This window comes from Escherichia sp. E10V5 (assembly GCF_004212315.1).
Classification (GTDB): domain Bacteria; phylum Pseudomonadota; class Gammaproteobacteria; order Enterobacterales; family Enterobacteriaceae; genus Escherichia.
On the sequence record NZ_RHJM01000006.1, the window covers coordinates 27,921 to 50,852 of the forward strand.

25 protein-coding genes are annotated in these 22,932 nt (G+C 52.0%); 18 read left to right on the forward strand and 7 right to left on the reverse strand.

Going from position 1 to position 22,932, the window contains the following annotated elements; translation table 11 throughout:
• Window positions 1–138: 138 nt before the first annotated feature.
• The 4 genes from rimJ (at window position 139) to murJ (ending at window position 3,950) form a co-directional block, all read left to right on the forward strand.
• The gene (rimJ, locus tag D9738_RS04795) at window positions 139–723 is read left to right on the forward strand and encodes a ribosomal protein S5-alanine N-acetyltransferase (protein WP_130205501.1); all 585 of its coding nucleotides are present in this window, start codon (window positions 139–141) and stop codon (window positions 721–723) included.
• A gap of 10 nt (window positions 724–733) precedes the next feature.
• Window positions 734–1,381, forward strand: a complete 648-nt coding sequence (locus D9738_RS04800; RefSeq protein WP_064528533.1) for a YceH family protein — start codon at window positions 734–736, stop codon at window positions 1,379–1,381.
• A 1-nt stretch (window position 1,382) separates the two neighbouring features.
• Complete coding sequence (locus tag D9738_RS04805) at window positions 1,383–2,306, forward strand: Gfo/Idh/MocA family oxidoreductase (RefSeq protein WP_130205505.1); 924 nt, start codon at window positions 1,383–1,385, stop codon at window positions 2,304–2,306.
• A gap of 108 nt (window positions 2,307–2,414) precedes the next feature.
• Window positions 2,415–3,950: a murein biosynthesis integral membrane protein MurJ gene (murJ, locus tag D9738_RS04810; RefSeq protein ID WP_130205507.1), complete on the forward strand. Its 1,536-nt coding sequence runs from the start codon at window positions 2,415–2,417 to the stop codon at window positions 3,948–3,950.
• A 39-nt stretch (window positions 3,951–3,989) separates the two neighbouring features.
• Here murJ and flgN read toward each other — a convergent pair whose 3' ends face one another.
• The 3 genes from flgN to flgA all read right to left on the reverse strand — a co-directional run bounded on the left by flgN (window position 3,990) and on the right by flgA (window position 5,438).
• On the reverse strand, window positions 3,990–4,406 hold the full coding sequence (gene flgN / locus D9738_RS04815; protein WP_130205509.1) for a flagella biosynthesis chaperone FlgN: 417 nt from the start codon (window positions 4,404–4,406) through the stop codon (window positions 3,990–3,992).
• A gap of 4 nt (window positions 4,407–4,410) precedes the next feature.
• A complete protein-coding gene (gene flgM, locus D9738_RS04820; RefSeq protein ID WP_130205511.1) occupies window positions 4,411–4,704 on the reverse strand; it encodes a flagellar biosynthesis anti-sigma factor FlgM in 294 nt (97 codons plus the stop codon).
• Between the two features lie 74 nt (window positions 4,705–4,778).
• On the reverse strand, window positions 4,779–5,438 hold the full coding sequence (gene flgA / locus D9738_RS04825) for a flagellar basal body P-ring formation chaperone FlgA (protein WP_130259668.1): 660 nt from the start codon (window positions 5,436–5,438) through the stop codon (window positions 4,779–4,781).
• 153 nt (window positions 5,439–5,591) lie between these two features.
• On the opposite strand from flgA, the gene flgB reads away from it, so the two are divergent.
• The 11 genes from flgB to flgL all read left to right on the forward strand — a co-directional run bounded on the left by flgB (window position 5,592) and on the right by flgL (window position 15,544).
• Window positions 5,592–6,008 (forward strand): flagellar basal body rod protein FlgB, encoded by a 417-nt coding sequence (gene flgB / locus D9738_RS04830; protein WP_130216143.1) that lies wholly within the window; start codon window positions 5,592–5,594, stop codon window positions 6,006–6,008.
• Window positions 6,009–6,010: 2 nt separating this feature from the next.
• The gene (gene flgC, locus D9738_RS04835; RefSeq protein WP_001196460.1) at window positions 6,011–6,415 is read left to right on the forward strand and encodes a flagellar basal body rod protein FlgC; all 405 of its coding nucleotides are present in this window, start codon (window positions 6,011–6,013) and stop codon (window positions 6,413–6,415) included.
• Window positions 6,416–6,426: 11 nt separating this feature from the next.
• Complete coding sequence (gene flgD, locus D9738_RS04840; protein WP_130259669.1) at window positions 6,427–7,122, forward strand: flagellar hook assembly protein FlgD; 696 nt, start codon at window positions 6,427–6,429, stop codon at window positions 7,120–7,122.
• 24 nt (window positions 7,123–7,146) lie between these two features.
• Window positions 7,147–8,352, forward strand: coding sequence for a flagellar hook protein FlgE (gene flgE / locus D9738_RS04845; protein WP_130259670.1), 1,206 nt, complete (start codon window positions 7,147–7,149; stop codon window positions 8,350–8,352).
• A gap of 19 nt (window positions 8,353–8,371) precedes the next feature.
• Window positions 8,372–9,127 (forward strand): flagellar basal-body rod protein FlgF, encoded by a 756-nt coding sequence (flgF, locus tag D9738_RS04850; protein ID WP_130259671.1) that lies wholly within the window; start codon window positions 8,372–8,374, stop codon window positions 9,125–9,127.
• A 171-nt stretch (window positions 9,128–9,298) separates the two neighbouring features.
• Window positions 9,299–10,081 (forward strand): flagellar basal-body rod protein FlgG, encoded by a 783-nt coding sequence (gene flgG / locus D9738_RS04855; protein ID WP_000625837.1) that lies wholly within the window; start codon window positions 9,299–9,301, stop codon window positions 10,079–10,081.
• A gap of 43 nt (window positions 10,082–10,124) precedes the next feature.
• Window positions 10,125–10,820: a flagellar basal body L-ring protein FlgH gene (gene flgH / locus D9738_RS04860; protein ID WP_130222889.1), complete on the forward strand. Its 696-nt coding sequence runs from the start codon at window positions 10,125–10,127 to the stop codon at window positions 10,818–10,820.
• Window positions 10,821–10,831: 11 nt separating this feature from the next.
• On the forward strand, window positions 10,832–11,929 hold the full coding sequence (gene flgI / locus D9738_RS04865; protein WP_130259672.1) for a flagellar basal body P-ring protein FlgI: 1,098 nt from the start codon (window positions 10,832–10,834) through the stop codon (window positions 11,927–11,929).
• Window positions 11,929–12,870: a flagellar assembly peptidoglycan hydrolase FlgJ gene (gene flgJ, locus D9738_RS04870; RefSeq protein ID WP_130205527.1), complete on the forward strand. Its 942-nt coding sequence runs from the start codon at window positions 11,929–11,931 to the stop codon at window positions 12,868–12,870. The genes flgI and flgJ overlap by 1 nt, the downstream gene beginning before the upstream one ends.
• A gap of 65 nt (window positions 12,871–12,935) precedes the next feature.
• Entirely contained in the window at window positions 12,936–14,579 is a 1,644-nt protein-coding gene (gene flgK / locus D9738_RS04875) for a flagellar hook-associated protein FlgK (RefSeq protein ID WP_130258295.1), read from the forward strand.
• An 11-nt stretch (window positions 14,580–14,590) separates the two neighbouring features.
• Complete coding sequence (gene flgL, locus D9738_RS04880; protein ID WP_130215892.1) at window positions 14,591–15,544, forward strand: flagellar hook-associated protein FlgL; 954 nt, start codon at window positions 14,591–14,593, stop codon at window positions 15,542–15,544.
• A 98-nt stretch (window positions 15,545–15,642) separates the two neighbouring features.
• Here flgL and D9738_RS04885 read toward each other — a convergent pair whose 3' ends face one another.
• From D9738_RS04885 to rne, 3 genes are all read right to left on the reverse strand, one after another.
• Complete coding sequence (locus tag D9738_RS04885; protein ID WP_130205533.1) at window positions 15,643–16,134, reverse strand: GNAT family N-acetyltransferase; 492 nt, start codon at window positions 16,132–16,134, stop codon at window positions 15,643–15,645.
• Window positions 16,131–16,424: a DUF1778 domain-containing protein gene (locus D9738_RS04890; RefSeq protein ID WP_130259673.1), complete on the reverse strand. Its 294-nt coding sequence runs from the start codon at window positions 16,422–16,424 to the stop codon at window positions 16,131–16,133. The genes D9738_RS04885 and D9738_RS04890 overlap by 4 nt, the downstream gene beginning before the upstream one ends.
• Before the next feature lie 133 nt (window positions 16,425–16,557).
• Window positions 16,558–19,743: a ribonuclease E gene (rne, locus tag D9738_RS04895; RefSeq protein ID WP_130259674.1), complete on the reverse strand. Its 3,186-nt coding sequence runs from the start codon at window positions 19,741–19,743 to the stop codon at window positions 16,558–16,560.
• A gap of 572 nt (window positions 19,744–20,315) precedes the next feature.
• On the opposite strand from rne, the gene rluC reads away from it, so the two are divergent.
• Complete coding sequence (gene rluC / locus D9738_RS04905) at window positions 20,316–21,275, forward strand: 23S rRNA pseudouridine(955/2504/2580) synthase RluC (RefSeq protein ID WP_024191859.1); 960 nt, start codon at window positions 20,316–20,318, stop codon at window positions 21,273–21,275.
• Between the two features lie 111 nt (window positions 21,276–21,386).
• Here the strand turns inward: rluC and yceF are convergent, their stop codons facing one another.
• Window positions 21,387–21,971, reverse strand: a complete 585-nt coding sequence (gene yceF / locus D9738_RS04910; RefSeq protein ID WP_064528833.1) for a 7-methyl-GTP pyrophosphatase — start codon at window positions 21,969–21,971, stop codon at window positions 21,387–21,389.
• Window positions 21,972–22,169: 198 nt separating this feature from the next.
• On the opposite strand from yceF, the gene yceD reads away from it, so the two are divergent.
• Together yceD and rpmF are read left to right on the forward strand one after the other, a co-directional pair.
• Window positions 22,170–22,691 (forward strand): 23S rRNA accumulation protein YceD, encoded by a 522-nt coding sequence (gene yceD / locus D9738_RS04915; RefSeq protein ID WP_001174481.1) that lies wholly within the window; start codon window positions 22,170–22,172, stop codon window positions 22,689–22,691.
• Window positions 22,692–22,742: 51 nt separating this feature from the next.
• On the forward strand, window positions 22,743–22,916 hold the full coding sequence (gene rpmF, locus D9738_RS04920; protein WP_000290727.1) for a 50S ribosomal protein L32: 174 nt from the start codon (window positions 22,743–22,745) through the stop codon (window positions 22,914–22,916).
• The last annotated feature ends 16 nt before the right edge of the window (window positions 22,917–22,932 follow it).

Genomic DNA, 22,932 nt, shown 5'->3' on the forward strand with positions numbered 1-22,932 from the left:
TCGCTTTGATAGAGAGTTTTTATCAAATATGTGAATAATGCAGAAAATGGTATTTTGGACTTTTCACAGGCTCTGGTTGCGCAGGTATAGTAATACTTACAGCGTATTAAAGACGTTACGGGAAGGAGTAGGTATAGAATGTTTGGCTATCGCAGTAACGTGCCAAAAGTGCGCTTAACCACCGACCGACTGGTCGTGCGTCTGGTGCATGAACGTGATGCCTGGCGACTGGCGGATTATTACGCAGAGAATCGCCATTTCCTGAAGCCCTGGGAGCCGGTGCGCGATGAAAGCCACTGCTATCCTTCAGGCTGGCAGGCCAGGTTAAGCATGATTAACGAATTTCATAAACAGGGCTCAGCCTTTTACTTTGGATTATTTGATCCAGATGAGAAAGAGATTATTGGCGTAGCCAATTTTTCCAATGTGGTACGCGGCTCTTTTCACGCCTGTTATCTCGGTTATTCGATCGGACAAAAATGGCAGGGTAAAGGACTGATGTTTGAAGCTCTGACCGCCGCCATTCGCTATATGCAACGCACCCAACATATTCATCGTATTATGGCCAACTATATGCCGCACAATAAACGCAGCGGTGATTTGCTGGCGCGGTTGGGGTTTGAAAAAGAAGGCTATGCGAAAGATTATTTGTTGATTGATGGAAAATGGCGCGATCACGTACTGACGGCATTAACCACCCCGGACTGGACGCCCGGCCGCTAAGGAGAATTTCATGAAGTATCAACTTACCGCACTGGAAGCCCGTGTGATTGGCTGTTTGCTGGAAAAACAGGTGACGACGCCAGAGCAATACCCGCTTTCCGTGAATGGCGTGGTAACGGCCTGTAACCAGAAAACAAACCGTGAACCGGTAATGAATCTGAGCGAATCCGAGGTACAGGAGCAACTGGATAATCTGGTAAAACGCCATTATCTGCGCACGGTGAGTGGCTTTGGTAATCGAGTCACCAAATATGAACAGCGTTTCTGCAACTCTGAGTTTGGTGACCTGAAACTTAGTGCCGCGGAAGTCGCATTAATTACCACCTTGTTGTTGCGCGGTGCTCAGACGCCAGGTGAACTGCGCAGTCGCGCGGCGCGGATGTATGAATTCAGCGATATGACGGAAGTAGAAACGACGCTGGAACAACTGGCTAATCGCGAAGATGGGCCTTTTGTCGTTCGTCTGGCTCGCGAACCGGGTAAACGCGAAAGCCGCTATATGCATCTTTTCAGTGGCGAGGTGGATGATCAGCCTGTGCTTACAGAAACGTCGGACGCGGTTGGTGGTGATTTACAATCCCGCGTCGAAGCCCTGGAAATCGAGGTGGCAGAACTGAAACAGCGTCTTGATTCGTTGCTGGCCCATCTGGGAGATTAACGTGAAAAAATTACGTATCGGCGTAGTGGGTTTAGGCGGCATCGCGCAAAAAGCGTGGCTGCCAGTGCTGGCAGCAGCGTCTGACTGGACGCTACAGGGGGCGTGGTCGCCAACGCGTGAGAAAGCCATCTCAATTTGTGAAAGCTGGCGCATTCCTTACGCCGATTCGTTATCTAACCTTGCCGCCAGTTGCGATGCGGTATTTGTCCACTCCAGCACCGCCAGTCATTTTGAGGTGGTCAGTGCGTTATTAAATGCAGGTGTACATGTCTGTGTCGATAAACCGCTGGCGGAAAATCTGCGCGATGCCGAGCGACTGGTTGAACTTGCAGCGCGCAAAAAACTGACACTGATGGTCGGCTTTAACCGTCGTTTCGCGCCGCTGTACAGTGAGTTAAAAACGCAGCTTGCCAGCGCAGCCTCGCTAAGAATGGATAAACATCGTACCAATAGCGTCGGGCCACACGATCTTTATTTCACCTTGCTGGATGATTATTTGCATGTGGTTGATACCGCGTTGTGGTTGTCTGGCGGCAATGCAACTCTCGAAAGCGGTACGTTGCTGACCAATGAGTCTGGCGAAATGCTGTTTGCCGAGCACCATTTTTCGGCAGGTCAGTTACAAATCACCACCTCTATGCATCGTCGTGCCGGAAGTCAGCGTGAAGCGGTGCTGGCAGTGACTGAAGGGGCATTAATCGACATCACCGATATGCGTGAATGGCGTGAGGAGCGTGGGCAGGGCGTGGTGCATAAACCGATTCCTGGCTGGCAAAGTACCCTCGAGCAGCGTGGATTTGTCGGTTGTGCGCGCCATTTCATTGAATGCGTGCAAAATCAGACAGTTCCGCAAACCGCGGGTGAACAGGCGGTGCTGGCGCAGCGCATCGTTGATAAGATCTGGCGCGATGCGATGAGTGAATAAACCCTGTAACATCTGGCGGTAGCAATTCACCATAATCCAGGTAGACTATTCGCCTCTTTCAGCGCCTGCCTTGCAGGCGTTTTGCCGTGGGTCTGGATTAGAACACCGATGAATTTATTAAAATCGCTGGCCGCCGTCAGCTCGATGACCATGTTTTCGCGTGTGCTTGGCTTCGCGCGCGACGCTATTGTCGCCAGAATCTTTGGCGCAGGGATGGCAACCGACGCCTTTTTTGTCGCGTTCAAACTTCCTAACTTGTTACGCCGTATCTTTGCTGAAGGGGCATTCTCCCAGGCTTTCGTGCCGATTCTGGCGGAATATAAAAGCAAGCAGGGTGAAGATGCCACGCGGGTCTTTGTCTCTTATGTCTCTGGTCTGCTGACACTGGCGCTGGCGGTTGTGACGGTCGCCGGCATGCTCGCCGCGCCGTGGGTGATCATGGTAACCGCGCCGGGCTTTGCGGATACTGCCGACAAATTCGCACTTACCAGCCAGTTATTACAGATTACTTTTCCTTATATCTTATTGATTTCACTGGCATCGCTGGTGGGGGCAATTCTGAATACCTGGAACCGTTTCTCGATTCCGGCATTTGCCCCAACGTTACTCAACATCAGCATGATTGGCTTTGCGCTGTTTGCTGCGCCGTACTTTAATCCACCCGTGCTGGCGCTGGCGTGGGCAGTTACGGTGGGCGGCATCCTGCAACTGGTTTATCAGCTACCGCATCTGAAGAAGATTGGTATGTTGGTATTGCCGCGCATTAACTTCCACGATGCCGGGGCGATGCGCGTAGTGAAACAGATGGGGCCGGCGATTCTTGGCGTCTCTGTTAGCCAGATTTCCTTAATCATCAACACTATTTTTGCCTCATTTCTTGCCTCCGGCTCGGTGTCATGGATGTATTATGCCGACCGTTTGATGGAGTTTCCGTCCGGTGTACTGGGCGTGGCGCTGGGGACCATTTTGCTGCCGTCGCTGTCGAAAAGTTTTGCCAGTGGTAATCACGATGAATATAACCGTCTGATGGACTGGGGGCTGCGTCTTTGTTTCCTGCTGGCGCTGCCAAGCGCGGTGGCGCTGGGCATCCTCTCCGGTCCGTTAACTGTTTCGCTGTTCCAGTACGGTAAATTTACCGCCTTTGATGCGTTGATGACCCAGCGGGCGTTAATTGCCTACTCGGTAGGTTTGATTGGCCTGATTGTGGTGAAAGTGCTGGCTCCGGGCTTTTATTCACGGCAGGACATTAAAACGCCGGTGAAAATTGCCATCGTCACGCTGATTTTGACGCAATTGATGAACCTTGCATTTATCGGCCCGTTGAAACATGCCGGACTGTCGCTTTCCATTGGTCTGGCGGCGTGTCTGAATGCTTCGCTGCTTTACTGGCAGTTGCGTAAGCAGAAAATCTTTACCCCACAACCCGGCTGGACTGCGTTTCTGCTGCGTTTACTCGTGGCGGTTCTGGTGATGTCTGGTGTGCTTTTAGGCATGTTGCATATTATGCCGGACTGGTCGTTGGGCACTATGCCCTGGCGTTTACTGCGTTTGATGGCGGTCGTTGTCGCGGGAATTGCAGCATACTTTGCCGCACTGGCGGTGTTGGGCTTCAAAGTAAAAGAATTTGCTCGTCGTACTGCTTAACGTAGAATTCCGGCCTGCATCGCAGGCCGGAGAAAATCTTCAAATAGAAATCTTTTTACCACCGCGCCAGGGTGTTGAGGTCTGACCGTTCGCCCCGTACAGTGTCGGCTCCTGATGCGGTTTCAGCATTTCCAGTGCCTGTTGATTGCGCTCAATCTGCCCTTCCAGTAGCCAGCCGTTATGCTGATTTAACTGGCGCAATTGCTGCGTTTTCTCGGTGATTTCCTGCCAGCATTGCGCAATATCTTCACTTATTTCTGTATCCGGTGCCTGTCGACGCAGCTGTTCCAGGTAATCCAGAGTCGCCAGCATTGAGCTTTTTTGTTCTGTAATATGTTGCAGCTGGCTACCGGTGAACTGCCCCATAGAGAGATGTTGCTGCTCCTGGACCATCACTATATTAAGCTCGTTAAGCACCACAGACATCTGGTTGAGAATCTCAGCAAGACGCGGCATCTGATTATTTACTCATTAAATCTTGTTGCACTTCGTTGATCAGCGCATCGGCAATTTTGCCGACATCCATTTTTAGTTCACCATTACGAATCGCCAATTTTAATGCTTCAACGCGTTCAAGATTGATATCACTGCTGCCCGGTTGCATCAGTGTTGCCTGCGCATCGCTTAACTTGACGTTAGTACTGGCGGTAGCCGTCGTTTTTGCTGCGCGGGTATTGGCTACCGGAGCGTCACTGGTTTCACGTGGCTGAACGGTGCTTACAGGCTTCAGGGGGGAAGTGCGGTCAATACTCATGGTTTATTCCTCATTGAGGGCGCTTTATCATTTGTTGCTTATTTATCGGCAATGGACGGGCAATCTTTAATAGCTTACAGGTTTATAAGAATATTCCCATCGGCATCCACTACGCCACTGACTACCTGACCCGATATCATTCTCACGCGGGCTTTTTGCGCGACGGAAGCGTTATTCAGCGCCAGACCTTCAGCATTTGCACTGAACCCATCGCCACTGGCAATCACGTTAACGCGTTGTCCTGCTTTTACCCGCCAGGCCTGACGCAGCATAGTCAGCTGTATAGGTTGTCCGGGGACCAAATCGCGCAGGCTAACCGCATCAACCAGTTGATTAGCATCCAGAACGGTACGCGGCGGTAGTGTATCCAGTCTGCCACGTTTAAGTTTTACACTGCCTGCGTCAAGCTTTCCCCCACGCACAACTGGCATTGCTGCAACAACATAATTCCCTGTCGCCTGTACATTCACTTGCACGTAATGCTTATCGTTGCCACAACGTGCCAGCACATTCACATTGCCCCACAGGCGGGCGTTATTAGTCATGGAAAGCAGCGGCTGTTCGCATGGCGGCAATAAATTGGGTGCAGTACGAATAGAGACGTGGACCTCATCACTTAGCCCTGCTAGTTGTGCAACGAAAAAGGTTTGCAATTGTGAGGGGAAATCGCCAGCCGCACTAAGTGGACTGAACAACATCGTGATGATCGCCACACAGCGCATTATTGTCAGCATTTTTGCCCCCGGCCATTTTCACAGCCTGAATTGTACCCGTACGCAATGACCATCAACGGCATAAATAGCAACCCATTTTGCTTTTATTCCGCCGATAACGCGCGCGTAAAGTCTTTAAGCTGACGGCAGAATTTTGATATCTGCGGAGGAGATATGCTCGATAAGCTCGACGCCGCCTTACGTTTTCAACAAGAGGCACTCAATCTGCGCGCCCAGCGTCAGGAAGTGCTGGCGGCAAATATCGCCAATGCCGATACCCCTGGTTATCAGGCACGCGATATGGATTTTGCCAGTGAACTTAAAAAAGTGATGCAGCGCGGGAGAGATGAAACCAGCGTGGTCGCGCTGACGTTGACCTCGTCGCAGCATATTCCAGCACAGGCGTTGTCACCTCCTGCCACAGAATTGCAATACCGAATTCCGGACCAGCCTTCACTGGACGGCAATACCGTGGATATGGATCGCGAACGCACCCAGTTTGCCGATAACAGCCTGCAATACCAGATGAGCCTTAGCGCGTTGAGCGGACAAATCAAAGGCATGATGAACGTATTACAAAGCGGAAATTAACGATGGCACTGCTGAATATTTTTGATATCGCCGGATCGGCGTTAACCGCTCAGTCTCAGCGTCTGAACGTGGCTGCCAGCAACCTGGCCAACGCCGACAGCGTGACGGGGCCAGATGGTCAGCCGTATCGGGCAAAACAGGTGGTGTTCCAGGTGAACGCCGCGCCAGGGGCTGCGACGGGCGGAGTCAAAGTGGCTGACGTGATTGAAAGCCAGGCCCCGGACAAACTGGTCTATGAACCGGGTAATCCGCTGGCGGACGCGAAGGGCTACGTGAAAATGCCAAACGTCGATGTGGTAGGCGAGATGGTTAACACCATGTCGGCGTCGCGCAGCTATCAGGCCAACGTTGAAGTACTCAATACGGTGAAAAGCATGATGCTGAAAACCCTCACGCTCGGTCAATAAAGGAGAAAGTCATGTCCATTGCGGTAACCACCACCGATCCGACAAATACCGGCGTCAGCACTACCAGCAGTAGTTCGATTACGGGCAGTAACGCCGCCGATTTACAGAGCAGCTTTCTGACGTTGCTGGTGGCGCAACTGAAAAACCAGGATCCGACCAATCCAATGGAAAACAACGAGCTGACGTCACAACTGGCGCAAATCAGCACGGTCAGCGGGATTGAAAAGCTCAACACCACACTCGGTTCGATTTCCGGGCAGATTGATAACAGCCAGTCGCTACAGGCCAGCAACCTGATTGGTCACGGCGTGATGATCCCCGGCACCACCATTCTTGTCGGTACTGGCAGTGAAGAAGGGGCGGTGACCACCACCACGCCGTTTGGTGTTGAACTGCAACAGGCCGCAGACAAAGTGACCGCAACCATAACCGATAAAAATGGCGCAGTTGTGCGCACCATTGATATTGGTGAGCTCAGCGCCGGAGTCCACAGTTTCACCTGGGACGGCACGTTGACTGATGGTACGACCGCGCCGAACGGTTCTTATAACGTGGCAATTAGTGCCAGCAACGGCGGTACGCAGTTGGTTGCCCAGCCATTGCAGTTTGCGCTGGTACAGGGCGTGATTCGCGGCAATAACGGTAACACGCTGGATCTCGGCACTTACGGCACCACCACTCTCGACGAAGTACGGCAGATAATTTAAGCCTTCACATTTCAGGAGTCAGTCATGGCCTTTTCTCAAGCGGTTAGCGGATTAAACGCTGCCGCCACCAATCTCGATGTCATTGGCAACAATATCGCCAACTCCGCCACCTATGGCTTTAAATCCGGCACGGCCTCTTTTGCTGATATGTTTGCTGGTTCGAAAGTGGGACTGGGGGTAAAAGTTGCTGGCATCACTCAGGATTTTACCGATGGCACGACCACAAATACTGGTCGTGGGCTGGACGTCGCTATCAGCCAGAACGGTTTTTTCCGTCTGGTAGACAGTAACGGTTCGGTGTTTTACAGCCGTAACGGGCAATTCAAACTGGATGAAAACCGTAATCTTGTGAATATGCAAGGTTTACAGTTGACCGGGTATCCGGCAACCGGTACGCCTCCGACCATCCAGCAAGGGGCGAATCCAGGCAGTATTTCGATTCCAAATACCTTGATGGCGGCGAAGTCCACGACCACGGCGTCCATGCAGATTAACCTTAACTCCAGTGATACGCTTCCTACCGTTACGCCATTCAGCGCCAGTGATGCCGATAGCTATAACAAAAAAGGTTCGGTAACGGTGTATGACAGTCAGGGTAATGCCCATGACATGAGCGTCTACTTTGTGAAGACGCAAGATAATACCTGGGATGTCTACACCCAGGATAGTAGTGCTCCAAACAGCATTGCAACGATAGCGACAACACTGGAATTTGATGCCAATGGTGTTCTGACGTCGGATCCAACAAAGGATATTACCACTGGCGCGATTAACGGCGCGGATCCTGCAACATTCTCCCTCAGCTTCCTCAACTCTATGCAGCAAAACACCGGCGCTAACAATATTGTGGCAACCACCCAGAACGGTTACAAACCGGGCGATCTGGTGAGTTATCAAATCAACGATGACGGCACGGTAGTCGGGAACTATTCGAACGAACAAACCCAATTGCTGGGTCAGATTGTGCTGGCCAACTTTGCCAACAACGAAGGGCTGGCATCAGAGGGGGACAACGTCTGGTCTGCAACGCAATCTTCTGGTGTAGCGCTGCTGGGAACCGCCGGGACTGGCAATTTTGGCGCGCTGACCAACGGTGCCCTGGAAGCGTCTAACGTCGATCTCAGCAAAGAACTGGTCAATATGATTGTCGCCCAGCGTAACTATCAGTCTAACGCCCAGACCATCAAAACTCAGGACCAGATCCTCAACACGCTGGTTAACTTACGCTAATTGCTGACGGGATAGCTCGATGGATCACGCAATCTATACCGCAATGGGCGCCGCCAGTCAGACGCTGAATCAACAGGCGGTGACCGCCAGCAATCTGGCGAATGCCTCCACGCCCGGTTTTCGCGCGCAATTAAACGCCTTACGTGCGGTGCCGGTGGAAGGGCTTTCTCTGCTCACGCGCACACTCGTGACGGCATCTACGCCGGGCGCAGATATGACGTCCGGCAAGATGGATTACACCTCGCGCCCCCTGGATGTTGCGTTGCAGCAGGATGGCTGGCTGGCCGTGCAGACCGCTGACGGCAGCGAGGGGTATACGCGTAATGGCAGCATTCAGGTTGATCCCGGTGGACAACTAACGATTCAGGGGTATCCGGTGATTGGCGAGGCGGGGCCGATTGCCGTGCCGGAAGGGGCGGAAATTACTATCGCCGCCGATGGCACCATTTCGGCGCTCAATCCGGGCGATCCGGCAAATACCGTTGCGCCAGTAGGACGGTTGAAACTGGTGAAAGCCATGGGCAGTGAAGTGCAGCGTGGTGATGATGGGATCTTTCGTTTGAGTGCGGAAAGTCAGGCCTCGCGTGGTCCGGTGTTACAGGCTGACCCAACGTTACGGGTGATGTCGGGCGTGCTGGAAGGTAGCAACGTCAATGCCATTTCGGCAATGAGCGACATGATTGCCAGTGCGCGGCGTTTTGAAATGCAGATGAAGGTAATAAGCAGCGTCGATGATAACGCTGGTCGCGCCAACCAACTGCTGTCGATGAGTTAATTGAAAGGATAAATGACAAGCATAAGTTGCCCGAAGCGCAAGCTTATCGGGCCTACGGGATAAATCGCAATTTATTGATTTTGCGAGCTCTTGTAGGCCGGATAAAGCGTTTACGCCGCATCCGGCAAGAAGACATATGCGATTTGTCAGCAATCCACTACAGGACATTTTATGATCAGTTCATTATGGATCGCCAAAACGGGCCTCGATGCCCAGCAAACCAATATGGACGTCATTGCCAACAACCTGGCAAACGTCAGTACCAATGGTTTCAAGCGCCAGCGGGCGGTGTTTGAAGATCTGCTTTATCAAACCATTCGCCAGCCTGGCGCACAGTCTTCCGAACAAACTACCTTGCCATCCGGGTTACAAATCGGTACGGGGGTGCGTCCGGTCGCCACTGAACGCTTACACAGCCAGGGCAACCTGTCGCAAACCAATAACAGCAAAGATGTGGCGATTAAAGGGCAGGGCTTTTTCCAGGTCATGCTGCCGGATGGCTCATCAGCGTATACCCGCGACGGCTCTTTTCAGGTGGATCAGAACGGGCAACTGGTGACGGCGGGCGGTTTTCAGGTGCAGCCAGCAATCACCATTCCGGCGAATGCGTTAAGTATTACCATTGGTCGTGATGGCGTGGTCAGCGTTACCCAGCAAGGCCAGGCTGCTCCGGTTCAGGTTGGACAACTCAATCTGACCACGTTTATGAACGACACTGGCCTGGAGAGCATTGGCGAAAACCTCTACACCGAAACACAATCCTCCGGCGCACCGAACGAAAGCACGCCAGGTCTGAACGGCGCTGGGCTGTTGTATCAAGGATATGTTGAAACGTCTAACGTCAACGTGGCGGAGGAACTGGTCAACATGATTCAGGTACAGCGCGCCTACGAAATCAACAGTAAAGCGGTATCCACCACCGACCAGATGCTGCAAAAACTGACGCAACTCTAAAGCATACCGGTAGGGCAACTTACCGGTTTATTGATTTTTGAAGATGATAGCCATGCGAAAAAAATACGGCATTTCCACCTTGTTGGTGCTTTCACTGACCGGCTGCGCCTGGATCCCGTCTACCCCGCTGGTGCAGGGGGTGACCACGGCACAACCTGTACCCGGCCCGACGCCCGTCGCCAATGGTTCCATTTTTCAGTCTGCCCAGCCGATTAATTATGGCTATCAGCCGTTATTTGAAGATCGCCGACCACGCAATATCGGCGATACGCTGACTATTGTGTTGCAGGAAAACGTCAGCGCCAGCAAGAGTTCGTCTGCTAATGCCAGCCGCGACGGAAAAACCAACTTCGGGTTTGATACTGTGCCGCGCTATTTGCAGGGGCTGTTTGGTAATGCCCGTGCCGACGTCGATGCCTCTGGCGGTAATAGCTTCAATGGTAAAGGCGGGGCAAATGCCAGCAATACCTTTAGCGGCACCTTGACCGTGACGGTTGATCAGGTGCTGGTCAACGGCAACCTGCATGTGGTGGGCGAAAAACAGATCGCCATTAATCAGGGTACGGAATTTATTCGTTTCTCCGGCGTGGTCAATCCACGCACCATCAGTGGCAGCAACACTGTACCGTCAACCCAGGTGGCAGACGCGCGCATTGAGTACGTTGGCAATGGCTACATTAACGAAGCACAAAACATGGGCTGGTTACAGCGTTTCTTCCTTAACCTGTCGCCAATGTAAGTGAGGCTGTGGTGATTAAATTTCTCTCTGTATTCATTCTTCTGCTGGTAGCGACCGTTGCACAGGCTGACCGCATTCGCGATCTCACCAGCGTACAGGGCGTACGGCAAAACTCGCTGATTGGTTATGGCCTTGTTGTTGGCCTTGACGGTACGGGCGACCAGACGACCCAGACGCCGTTTACCACTCAAACGCTTAATAACATGCTCTCACAGTTGGGAATTACCGTTCCGACTGGCACCAATATGCAGCTAAAAAACGTCGCTGCGGTAATGGTGACGGCGTCACTTCCGCCGTTTGGACGCCAGGGGCAAACCATCGATGTGGTGGTTTCTTCCATGGGTAATGCCAAAAGCTTACGTGGTGGTACGTTGTTGATGACACCGCTTAAGGGCGTCGACAGCCAGGTTTATGCGCTGGCGCAGGGCAATATTCTGGTCGGTGGCGCGGGGGCATCAGCGGGAGGTAGCAGCGTTCAGGTTAACCAACTGAATGGCGGGCGGATCACCAACGGTGCGATTATTGAGCGCGAATTACCCAGCCAATTCGGCACTGGCAATACCTTCAATTTGCAGCTAAATGACGAAGACTTCGCGATGGCGCAGCAGATCGCCGATACCATCAACCGCACCCGAGGATTCGGCAGTGCCACGGCGTTAGATGCCCGAACTATTCAGGTTCGCGTGCCGAGCGGTAATAGTTCCCAGGTGCGTTTCCTTGCCGATATCCAGAATATGCAGGTCAATGTCACCCCGCAGGACGCCAAAGTCGTGATTAACTCGCGCACTGGTTCGGTGGTGATGAATCGTGAAGTGACCCTCGACAGCTGCGCGGTGGCGCAGGGCAATCTCTCGGTTACGGTAAATCGTCAGGCCAATGTCAGCCAACCAGATACGCCGTTTGGTGGTGGGCAGACTGTGGTAACGCCACAAACGCAGATCGACTTACGCCAGAGCGGCGGTTCGCTGCAAAGCGTGCGTTCCAGTGCCAGCCTCAATAACGTAGTGCGCGCGCTCAACGCCTTGGGAGCCACCCCGATGGATTTAATGTCCATACTGCAATCTATGCAAAGCGCGGGATGTCTGCGGGCAAAACTGGAAATCATCTGATGATTAGCGACAGCAAGCTGCTGGCGAGCGCCGCCTGGGATGCTCAATCACTTAACGATCTGAAAGCGAAAGCGGGCGAAGATCCAGCTGCAAATATTCGCCCGGTAGCTCGCCAGGTGGAAGGGATGTTTGTGCAGATGATGCTAAAAAGCATGCGTGAAGCCTTACCTAAAGATGGCCTGTTCAGCAGCGAGAATACCCGGCTCTACACCAGCATGTATGACCAGCAGATAGCCCAACAGATGACAGCAGGCAAAGGTCTGGGACTTGCGGAGATGATGGTAAAACAGATGACGCCAGAGCAGCCATTGCCAGCAGAAGAAATGCCTGCCGGACCGATGAAATTCCCACTTGAAACGGTGATGAGTTTTCAAAATAAAGCGCTCAAGCAGATGGTGCAAAAAGCTTTACCGCACAATTTCGATGCTTTGTTGCCTGGTGACAGCAAAGCGTTCCTTGCACAGCTCTCGCAGCCAGCTCAATTGGCAAGCCAGCAAAGCGGTGTGCCACATCATCTGATTCTCGCCCAGGCTGCGCTGGAATCCGGCTGGGGACAACGACAAATTCGTCGCGAAAATGGCGAGCCGAGCTACAACGTGTTTGGCGTAAAAGCGTCAGGTAACTGGAAAGGGCCAGTTACTGAAATCACTACCACCGAATATGAAAACGGCGAAGCGAAGAAAGTAAAGGCGAAGTTTCGTGTTTACAGTTCTTATTTCGAAGCATTGTCAGATTACGTTGGGCTGTTAACCCGTAATCCACGCTACGCCGCCGTGACTCGCGCTGCCAGCGCCGAGCAGGGGGCGCAGGCATTACAGGATGCAGGTTATGCCACCGATCCTGAATATGCCCGCAAACTCACCAATATGATTCAGCAATTGAAATCGGTAAGCGACAAGGTGAGCAAAACCTACAGTATGAGTATCGATAATCTGTTCTGAATAATTCAAGTCCGGCGGGTGTCTGCCGATAATGCTTGGTAATTGAAGGCTTATAAGGAACCTCCATGTCCAGCTTGATTAATAACGCCATGAGCGGACTTAACGCTGCCCAGGCGGCGTTAAATACGGCGAGTAATAATATTTCCAGCTATAACGTTGCCGGATATACCCGACAAACCACCATTATGGCGCAGGCTAACAGTACGTTAGGTGCGGGCGGTTGGGGAGGCAATGGCGTTTATGTTTCTGGCGTGCAACGTGAATACGATGCGTTTATTACCAATCAGTTACGTGCGGCCCAGACCCAGAGTAGCGGCCTGACTTCCCGTTATGAGCAAATGTCGAAAATCGACAATATGCTCTCTGGCAGCACCACGTCGCTGGCAACGCAAATGCAGGACTTCTTTACCAGTTTGCAAACGCTGGTCAGTAACGCAGAGGATCCTGCTGCACGGCAGGCGCTGATTGGCAAGGCAGAAGGTCTGGTAAATCAGTTTAAAACCACTGACCAGTATCTGCGCGACCAGGACAAACAGGTCAATATCGCGATAGGTGCCAGCGTTGACCAGATCAATAATTATGCCAAACAAATCGCCAGCCTGAACGATCAGATCTCCCGTTTAACAGGTGTGGGAGCAGGGGCATCACCCAATGATCTCCTTGATCAACGCGATCAACTGGTGAGTGAATTAAACCAGATCGTTGGTGTTGAGGTCAGCGTTCAGGATGGGGGTACTTACAATATCACCATGGCCAATGGGTATTCGCTGGTTCAAGGCAGTTCGGCACGTCAGCTTGCAGCAGTCCCATCCAGTGCCGATCCTTCTCGTACGACAGTCGCTTATGTTGATGGGACGGCGGAACATATTGAGATCCCAGAGAAATTGCTGAATACGGGGTCGCTGGGCGGCATTCTGACATTTCGTTCTCAGGACCTGGACCAGACGCGTAATACGCTCGGGCAACTGGCGCTGGCATTTGCTGAGGCTTTCAATGCCCAACATAACAAGGGGTATGATGCCAATGGTAAAGAAGGGGGGGATTTCTTTGCTATTGGTAAGCCCGCTGTTCTGGAAAATAGCAAAAACAAAGGTAGCTCCGCGATCGGTGCTACGGTGACCGATAGTTCCGCTGTGCTGGCGACAGATTACAAAATCACGTTCCAAGATAATCAGTGGCAGGTCACCCGTCTGGCAAGCAATACCACTTTTACGGTGGTGCCGGATGCCGACGGTAAAGTCTCATTTGATGGTCTGGAACTGACCTTCACCGGAACGCCAAAACCAAACGACAGCTTCACCTTGAAACCGGTAAGCGATGCCATCGTCAATATGGATGTACTAATCACTGACGAAGCGAAAATCGCCATGGCAAGCGACGAAACTGCCGGTGAAAGCGACAACCGCAATGGTCAGGCGCTGCTGGATTTGCAAACTAATGGCAAAACGGTCGGCGGGGGGAAATCCTTTAACGATGCCTATGCCTCGTTGGTTAGCGATATCGGGAATAAAACCGCTACGTTGAAAACCAGCAGCACTACTCAAAGTAATGTGGTGACGCAACTTTCTAATCAGCAGCAGTCTATCTCTGGCGTCAATCTCGACGAAGAGTACGGCAATCTGCAACGTTTTCAGCAGTATTATCTGGCCAATGCCCAGGTTCTGCAGACGGCGAATGCCATTTTTGATGCGCTGATTAACATTCGCTAAGGGGAGATAAGATGCGTTTCAGTACCCAGATGATGTACCAGCAAAATATGCGCGGTATCACCAATTCTCAGGCGGAATGGATGAAGTACGGCGAACAGATGTCGACGGGTAAGCGAGTCGTTAACCCTTCTGACGATCCTATTGCAGCATCACAAGCCGTGGTTCTCTCCCAGGCGCAGGCGCAAAACAGCCAGTACACACTGGCGCGGACTTTCGCGACCCAAAAGGTGTCGCTGGAAGAAAGCGTGCTTGGCCAGGTGACGACGGCAATCCAGAATGCCCAGGAAAAAATTGTTTATGCCAGCAACGGCACGTTAAGTGATGATGACCGGGCATCGTTGGCAACGGATATTCAGGGGATTCGCGACCAGTTGTTAAACCTGGCGAATACCACGGATGGGAACGGGCGTTACATTTTTGCCGGTTATAAAACAGAATCCGCGCCGTTTAGTGAGGCTGACGGTGATTATGTCGGCGGAACAGAGAGTATTAAGCAGCAGGTCGATGCCTCTCGCTCAATGGTGATAGGGCATACAGGTGACAAAATTTTCAACAGTATCACCAGCAACGCGGTAGCGGAACCTGACGGTAGCGATTCTGAAACTAACCTGTTTGCTATGCTGGATAGCGCCATCGCGGCGCTAAAAACGCCAGTTGCAGATAGCGAAGCGGATAAAGAAACCGCCGCAGCGGCATTGGATAAAACCAACCGTGGCCTGAAAAACTCACTGAATAATGTCCTGACCGTACGCGCGGAACTCGGCACGCAACTGAATGAACTGGAGTCGCTGGATTCATTAGGTAGCGATCGCGCTTTAGGGCAAACGCAGCAGATGAGCGATCTGGTTGATGTAGACTGGAATGCGACTATTTCATCTTACATCATGCAGCAAACGGCGTTGCAGGCGTCGTACAAAGCGTTTACAGATATGCAAGGATTGTCGCTTTTCCAGCTCAACAAATAGGCTCGTTTTTAAGCATATCTTGAAACTGGGTATGTTTTGTCTGCCTGCTCTGGGATCGCCGGGGCGGGCATTTTTTTGCTATGAGGCATAAAGAACTATTACAGACATGCCTGCAAATCAGCCAATGTTGCCATCAGTATCATAGAATCGACAGGTGACGGCTCAAAACCCACTCGCAGATAAAACTCGCGGGCCTGGTCTGATAACGCATGGACCAACATTCCGCGAATACCAATGACTTCAGCTGCCTGTAGTACTCGTAGACCGGCATCTCTGACCATCGCGCGACCGATACCCTGACCCTGTAATGATTTATCTATTGCCAAACGACCAAGTACTACAACAGGGATCGGTTCTGGCATATTACGGCGAAATCGTCCTGTTGCGACATGCATTTCGACGGCGCTTGAGGCAAGCGAATAATAAGCCAAAACGTTGCTATGAGTATCACAGCCAACAAATGTACGTGATGCACCTGCAAGCTGATTTTTTAGGGCCCTCTGCTTTAGCCAGTTATCCATCGTTTCTACCCCCGAGCAAAAAGAGGTGAATTGATGCTTTGCCTGGAGTGGTTCGGGGGCCTGAATCATTTTTTCTGTTCCCACGGCGCGGGTGTTCGCATGGTTTTGCGTAATGCAGAATTGGGCGCGGGTGGCTGATCCAGCCGATTCAAAAATAGCTGATAATCATCAGAATCCATCCTGAAAATTCGCTGCTCAATGAGTGCCTCTTCAGCGGCGGCTCTGGCGGCCTCAAGGACAAATTCGGTGCGATTTTTTCCTCGGGCTTTAGCGGCCCGGTCGATAAGATCGCGTTCTGCGGGTTTTATGCGCAGATTTAAAGATTCGCGCCTGGCTGGAATGTTGTTGGCGGCTGGCATAAAAAAATCCTTCAGCTTTATATGGATAATAATTATACAACATATGTAACGCTAATGTCATTACAGCAAAGGCACTGCCCCTGAAATAAAAAGCCCCGGCGGTTGCCAGGGCTTGATCACTTTGAGTTAAGTTTTACTCAACAGGTTGCGGACGCGCAGGGCCAGCAGATGCATGATGTGTTGCTGCATGACCACCTGCGGCACCTTTACCTTCAAAGGCAAAGCTTGGGCGCTGCCAGTCACTTTGACGCGGTGCTTCCGGAACATATTCCGGTGCCGGAGCGCGTGTCATCGGCGCAGTGGCGTGGTTATGTTCAACGATTACCTCGGATACAACAGGAGCTACCGTTTCAACCTCTGCTGCGACTTCAGCGACGACCGGGGCGGCAGGTTGAGCTACAACTTCAGGTTCGGCAACCACAACCTCGGCAGTTTCGGCAACTTCTTCAATGTCTGCCGTCTCTTCCTGCGGTTCAACTACCGGTTCTGCGTGCTCTGCAACGTCCTGCGCTACGGCAACATCGGCCTCGGCTATCACCTGAGGCTGTTCAGTTACCGCTGCGGCAATCACTTCAGGATGCGTTGTTTCAACAACTTCAGGTTGCGGTTCTGCAACCTGAACAGGTGTTTCTACAACTTCAGCCACCTCTTCAACAATCGGCGCGGCAACAACCGGCTCGACAGCGGCAGCAACAGGGACTTCTGTCACCATCGGCTGCACCTGCACTTCTTCCTGTTCGCGTTGCTCCTCAACCTGTACATCTTGCGGACGTACAACCGGATAACGGATCCAGACTTTGCCAGAGGCCAGTTCCGGAGATGCGCACGCTACGGTTAACGGCATCGGTGACTGGGACGGATAACGCTCGTCACGATAGCGACGACGACGCTGACCACTCACGCGCAGGTGACGAGGAGAACGGCGAGAACGACGCGGCATGCCACCGTTGTCACGGTTATCGGCGTTGTTCTCTTCTTGCTGTTCCGGCGCAGTTTGCGCTACGACTGGCAGCGGTACTTTCACCAGTTCAGTGCTCGGGGCTTGTGCTTCCTGAGTAACAGGCTGGGCAGCGACAGTTTCTTCAACCACCGGTGCGGCTACCACTTCTTCTGCAACGCTTTGTTCATAGCGCACTTTCTGATTCAGCTGACGTTGTTTACGACGCGGCTGAACCGGACGTACACGTTCTTCCTGTTCGGTTTCCTGAACAGATTGCTCTTCAACATTCAGCGCCTTCACTTCTTGTTGCGCCTGACGTTTATCATCGTTACGGCGGCGGCTACGCTCACGACGCGGCGCTTGCTGTTCGTCAGTGGTACGCGCTTTTTCCGTTACATCAGCCTGCTGACGGCTATCACGCGTCTCAGCCGTTTGCTGCTGCGCCTGGCGACGATTACGACGGTTTTCTTCGCGATTATCGCTACCTTCCGTACGTTCGCTACGCGTGTCGCGGCGTTCATTACGGTCACGGCGGTTGTTCTGACGAGGCTTACGGCGATCCTGTTGACGTTCCGGTTTCGCTTCCTCTTTTGGTGCAGGTTGCTCGACCGATTTGGTTTCTTCACCGCCACTGAACAGCGATTTCAGTACACTGAAAAGGCGGCTCAACAGACCCGGTTGTGCCGGAGCTGCAGGCGTTGCTGGTGCCGCTTTAGGTGCCGGGGCTGCTGCAGGCGCTACAGGTTCAGCCGGAGCTGGCGCTGGTGGCACATCTGGCATAGCAAAGGTTGCCAGTGCAGGTTGTTCAGGACGCTTACGTTCCGCGAACTCTTCTTCAGACGGCAACGCCATCGCTTCTTCATGCAGTTTCGGCAGCATGTAGCTTAAGGTCGGCGTTTCTTCCCCTTTACGCACGCGCAGCACGTGGTAGTGCGGAGTTTCCATCTGATCGTTTGGTACAATCACACAGCGCACGCCGTCCTGACGAGTTTCAATGGCATTTACCGCAGAACGTTTTTCGTTCAGCAGGTAAGAGGCGATTGGCACAGGAACAATGGCGTGGACTTCCTGGGTGTTCTCTTTCAGCGCTTCTTCTTCAATCAGACGCAAAATAGAGAGCGACAGGGATTCATTGTCACGCACGGTGCCAGTACCGGAACAACGCGGACAAACGTGATGACTGGATTCACCCAGCGACGGGCTCAGGCGCTGACGGGACATCTCCAGAAGGCCGAAGCGAGAAATATGGCTGATTTGAATACGAGCACGGTCCTGACGCACCGCTTCGCGCAGACGGTTTTCTACCGCACGCTGGTGGCGTACTGGCGTCATGTCGATGAAGTCGATAACAATCAGACCACCGAGGTCACGCAAACGCAGCTGACGAGCAATTTCATCAGCAGCTTCCAGGTTGGTGTTAAACGCAGTTTCTTCGATATCGCCGCCGCGAGTTGCACGTGCGGAGTTGATGTCGATGGCGGTTAACGCTTCGGTGCTGTCGATAACAATAGAGCCACCAGACGGCAGACGGACTTCACGCTGGAAGGCGGACTCAATCTGCGATTCAATCTGATAGTGGCTGAACAGCGGAATTTCACCAGTGTACAGTTTGATTTTGCTACTGAAATCCGGGCGACCTAATGCAGCGATATGCTGACGCGCCAGTTCGAGCACTTTCGGATTATCGATAAGAATTTCGCCGATGTCCTGGCGCAAGTAATCGCGGAATGCGCGAACGATTACGTTGCTCTCCTGGTGAATCAGGAACGGAGCAGGGCGACTTTCAGCCGCTTTTTTGATGGCTTCCCAGTGCTTCAGACGGAAGCTTAAATCCCATTGCAGCGCCTCAGCAGATTTACCGACGCCTGCGGTGCGCACGATAAGCCCCATGCCTTCCGGCAGTTCCAGGCTTGCCAGTGCTTCTTTTAATTCGGTACGGTCGTCGCCTTCGATACGGCGAGAAATGCCACCCGCGCGCGGGTTGTTCGGCATCAGAACCAGATAGCTACCCGCCAGGCTGATAAAGGTAGTTAATGCCGCGCCTTTGTTGCCGCGCTCTTCTTTATCAATCTGAACAATAACTTCCTGGCCTTCACGCAACACATCTTTAATGTTGGGACGACCATGAGCACTATAGTTAGCTGGGAAATATTCGCGGGCAATTTCTTTAAGAGGGAGGAAACCGTGACGTTCAGCGCCGTAATCAACAAAAGCAGCTTCCAGACTCGGTTCAATGCGGGTGATTTTACCTTTGTAGATGTTAGCTTTTTTCTGCTCATGCCCCGGGCTTTCGATATCCAGGTCATACAGACGCTGCCCATCTACAAGGGCAACGCGCAACTCTTCCTGCTGAGTTGCGTTAATTAACATTCTTTTCATCGTAACTTACTCATTATTCTTACATTGACGACTAAGCTGCGGGCAAAGTAACGCCTTGCCGGGTGTGAACCGATGGCCTCGTGTCTAGTCGCGTCGCCAACCTCACGGTTATCGTCAGCTCAAAGAGGCGCAGAGTGTCGGTTGCCCGTTTTTCATGCGGAAAAACAGCGCAATTATCAGAGAAACAGACTGGGTATTACTCTCCAGAAATATTTCCATCTACCGGTAAGGACTGCAACCCGCAGCCCGCTAACTGCCTGAAAGATCAATACGTCTTACGCCATTGCTGCGTTGATGATCGGTCGGGCAAAATGGGTTATTCCGTAAAATTTCTTGTTTTAACAAGGTTGGACACGGAAACGTTCTCATTATTCCATTGCAAGCCTTGTTATAGCAAGATGACTTTTACCATTTATCACCCACTTACTCACAGTTTTTTCACTTCTTGCTGGCGATTGGTTTAATAACCACCAATTAGGTGATCACCCTGCGAAGTAATAAGGTGCAAAACTAAATATAAGCATAGAAAAATGAGTGGCGCGAATCCTGCTGGCTATTTAGAATCGCCCACCATGAAAACAGAGACTCCATCCGTAAAAATCGTTGCTATCACTGCTGACGAAGCAGGGCAACGTATCGATAATTTTTTGCGTACCCAACTGAAAGGCGTACCAAAAAGTATGATCTACCGTATTTTGCGTAAAGGTGAAGTACGGGTGAACAAAAAACGTATTAAACCTGAATATAAACTCGAAGCTGGCGACGAAGTGCGTATTCCGCCAGTTCGCGTTGCCGAACGGGAAGAAGATGCGGTGTCGCCACATCTGCAAAAAGTGGCGGCGCTGGCGGATGTCATCTTATATGAAGATGATCATATTCTGGTGCTGAATAAACCGTCCGGCACGGCGGTACATGGCGGCAGTGGTTTAAGTTTCGGCGTTATTGAAGGTTTGCGGGCGTTGCGCCCTGAAGCGCGGTTCCTCGAACTGGTGCATCGACTCGACAGGGACACTTCAGGCGTGCTGCTGGTGGCGAAAAAACGCTCGGCGTTACGTTCGCTGCATGAGCAGTTACGTGAAAAAGGCATGCAGAAAGATTACCTGGCGCTGGTGCGTGGTCAGTGGCAGTCACACGTGAAGAGTGTACAAGCGCCGTTGCTGAAGAATATTTTGCAAAGCGGTGAGCGTATTGTGCGTGTGAGCCAGGAAGGTAAACCATCCGAAACGCGTTTTAAAGTGGAGGAACGCTATGCGTTTGCCACTCTGGTGCGTTGTAGCCCGGTTACCGGACGTACTCATCAGATCCGAGTGCATACTCAGTATGCCGGTCATCCTATAGCGTTTGACGATCGTTACGGCGACCGTGAATTCGATAAACAACTGACTGAAGCGGGAACGGGGTTAAATCGCTTGTTCCTGCATGCGGCGGCGCTGAAGTTTACCCATCCGGGGACCGGTGAGGTGATGCGTATCGAAGCGCCAATGGATGATGGTTTGAAGCGTTGTTTGCAGAAACTGCGTAACACGCGTTAATGCGAGCATATAAACCTGCTAGTAGGCGGTTGGCCTGATAAGGCATTTACGCCGCATCAGGCAGTCAGCACCAATTGCCGGATGCGGCGTAAACGCGTCCGGCCCATAAAATTATCCCATCAGCGGGTTTTGCCCTTCCCGGCGCAACATCTGACAGAGCGCGATAAGCGGCAAACCAACCAGCGTGTTAGGGTCACGCCCCTCTAAGCGCTCAAACAGCGTAATACCAAACCCTTCACTCTTAAAGCTGCCTGCGCAGTGCAGGGGATGCTCTTTACGCACGTAATTATCAATCTCCGCCTCGCTCAGGTGACGGAAATGGACGTCAAAAGGTTCAACTTCTGTTTGCAGATGCCCATTCGCCGAATTAAACAGCGCCAGCCCGGTATAGAAGGTGACAATATTGCCACTGGCTTTACGTAATTGCAGACGGGCATTTTCTTCCGTTAACGGTTTGCCAGTGATTTCACCGTCCAGTACACACACCTGATCAGAACCAATAATTAAATGATCCGGATAACGTGACGCCAGAGATTGCGCTTTTTCCTGCGCCAGTCGAAGCACCAACTGGCGCGGTGATTCATCGCTGCGCGGGGTTTCGTCGACCTCCGGCGCGGCACATTCGAAAGAGATTTGCAGTTTTTCCAGTAGGACGCGGCGCCAGGGCGATGTGGAGGCTAAAATAAGTTTAGGCATATTTTTTTCCATCAGATATAGCGTATTGATGATAGCCATTTTAAACTATGCGCTTCGTTTTGCAGGTTGATGTTCGTGGTCAGCACTGAACGAAAATAAAGCAGTAACCCGCAATGTGTGCGAATTATTGGCAAAAGGCAACCACAGGCTGCCTTTTTCTTTGACTCTATGACGTTACAAAGTTAATATGCGCGCCCTATGCAAAAGGTAAAATTACCCCTGACTCTCGATCCGGTTCGTACGGCTCAAAAACGCCTTGATTACCAGGGTATTTATACTCCTGATCAGGTTGAGCGCGTCGCCGAATCTGTGGTCAGTGTGGACAGTGATGTGGAATGCTCCATGTCGTTCGCTATCGATAACCAACGTCTCGCGGTGTTAAACGGCGATGCGAAGGTGACGGTAACGCTCGAGTGTCAGCGTTGCGGGAAGCCGTTTACTCATCAGGTCTACACAACGTATTGTTTTAGTCCTGTGCGTTCAGACGAACAGGCTGAAGCACTGCCGGAAGCGTATGAACCGATTGAGGTTAACGAATTCGGTGAAATCGATCTGCTTGCAATGGTTGAAGATGAAATCATCCTCGCCTTGCCGGTAGTTCCGGTGCATGATTCTGAACACTGTGAAGTGTCCGAAGCGGACATGGTCTTTGGTGAACTGCCTGAAGAAGCGCAAAAGCCAAACCCATTTGCCGTATTAGCCAGCTTAAAGCGTAAGTAATTGGTGCTCCCCGTTGGATCGGGGATAAACCGTAATTGAGGAGTAAGGTCCATGGCCGTACAACAGAATAAACCAACCCGTTCCAAACGTGGCATGCGTCGTTCCCATGACGCGCTGACCGCAGTCACCAGCCTGTCTGTAGACAAAACTTCTGGTGAAAAACACCTGCGTCACCACATCACTGCCGACGGTTACTACCGCGGCCGCAAGGTCATCGCTAAGTAATCACGCGTCTGCGTGA